The following is a 1,661-nucleotide window of genomic DNA, read 5'->3' as shown; positions in this document are numbered from 1 at the left end:
GCGGATAGATGGTGTGAAAGTGCATGCGCTTACCCGGGGAGGTCTGATGGAAACGTGAAGTACCCTTCATAAACTACTTGGTGACAAGTAACTGAACCATCAGAAGTCAGCAGAGGTCATAGTACGATTGGGTCTAGAACTAATCGGAAGGACTGAACAACTAAGAGAGAATAGCCCTTGACATTCCATCTTGAATGAATGAACACGGAAAACAGAGAAACCTCACGCTTAGAAAGTAATGGTGAAGTCCATGAGGGTATTTGCGGAGGGTGTAGTTCAGGTGGGCATAAGAAGACAAGCTATTCACGGAAAGGAACGAAATGGTGATGTTGAATCAAATTCTAGCACGTCCGAATATGATACAAGCATTAAAGCGTGTGGAAGCGAATAAAGGAAGCCATGGAGTAGACATGATGCCCGTACAAACCTTACGTCAGCACATCCTCGAAAACTGGGAATCCATTAAAGCGCAAATTCTAGCGGGAACCTATGAACCGCAACCAGTACGTCGTGTCGAAATCCCGAAACCAGACGGCGGTGTACGTCTATTGGGAATCCCAACCGTGACAGACCGTTTGATTCAACAAGCCATATCGCAGATATTGTCAAAGGAATATGACAAAACCTTTTCGGACCACAGTTATGGATTCCGACCAAATCGGAGTGCTCATGATGCAGTTCGAAAAGCGAAGGGTTATATGAAGGAAGGATATCGTTGGGTAGTGGATATGGATTTAGAGAAGTTCTTTGATAAGGTCAATCATGACCGATTAATGGCAACATTAGCGAAAAGAATTCAAGATAAATCGTTACTGAAGCTTATCCGTAAATATCTCCAAGCCGGTGTCATGATAAATGGCGTAGTTTCAAGTACGGAAGAAGGTACTCCACAAGGTGGACCATTAAGCCCACTTCTTTCTAATATCGTGTTAGATGAGTTGGATAAAGAATTAGAAAAACGTGGTCATAAGTTCGTTCGTTACGCAGATGACTGTAATATTTATGTGAAAAGTAAACGTGCGGGAAAGCGTACAATAGCGAGCGTACAGCGATTTGTCGAAGAAAGACTACGACTGAAAGTGAATGAGTCCAAATCAGCGGTAGACCGACCATGGAAACGAAAATTCTTGGGTTTTAGTTTTTCGCACCATAAAGAACCGAATGTTCGAATTGCGAAAACAAGCCTTCAACGAATGAAGAAGAAAATACGAGAAATTACCTCTAGAAAGATGCCATTTCCAATGGAATATCGTATCGAGAAATTAAACCAATATCTAATTGGATGGGGTGGATATTTTGCGCTCGCAGATACACCTTCAGTATTCAGTAAATTAGATAGTTGGATTAAAAGAAGGTTGCGAATGTGTCTTTGGAAGAATTGGAAGAAACCCCGAACCAGAGTCAGAAATCTCATTCGTTTAAAAGTTCCATACGGAAAAGCATACGAATGGGGAAATACCCGAAAAGGGTACTGGCGCATCTCAAAAAGCCCCATATTACACAGAACCCTCGGCAATTCCTACTGGGAAAGCCAAGGATTGAAAAGTCTGCAAGTTCGTTATGAAACTTTGCGTTATTCATCTTAATTGAACCGCCGTATACGGATCCGTACGTACGGTGGTGTGAGAGGTCGGGAGTTAATCACTCCCTCCTACTCGATT

General features: G+C 42.6%; 1 protein-coding gene. It reads left to right on the top strand.

Going from position 1 to position 1,661, the window contains the following annotated elements; translation table 11 throughout:
- Positions 1 to 323 precede the first annotated feature (323 nt).
- Complete coding sequence (gene ltrA, locus QRN68_RS19610) at positions 324 to 1,586, top strand: group II intron reverse transcriptase/maturase (protein ID WP_285398585.1); 1,263 nt, start codon at positions 324 to 326, stop codon at positions 1,584 to 1,586.
- Positions 1,587 to 1,661 lie beyond the last annotated feature (75 nt).

Origin of the sequence: Lysinibacillus sp. fls2-241-R2A-57, from assembly GCF_030209535.1 — a bacterium.
Taxonomy (GTDB): Bacteria; Bacillota; Bacilli; order Bacillales_A; family Planococcaceae; genus Lysinibacillus.
This window is presented reverse-complemented; position numbering and strand designations above follow the sequence as displayed.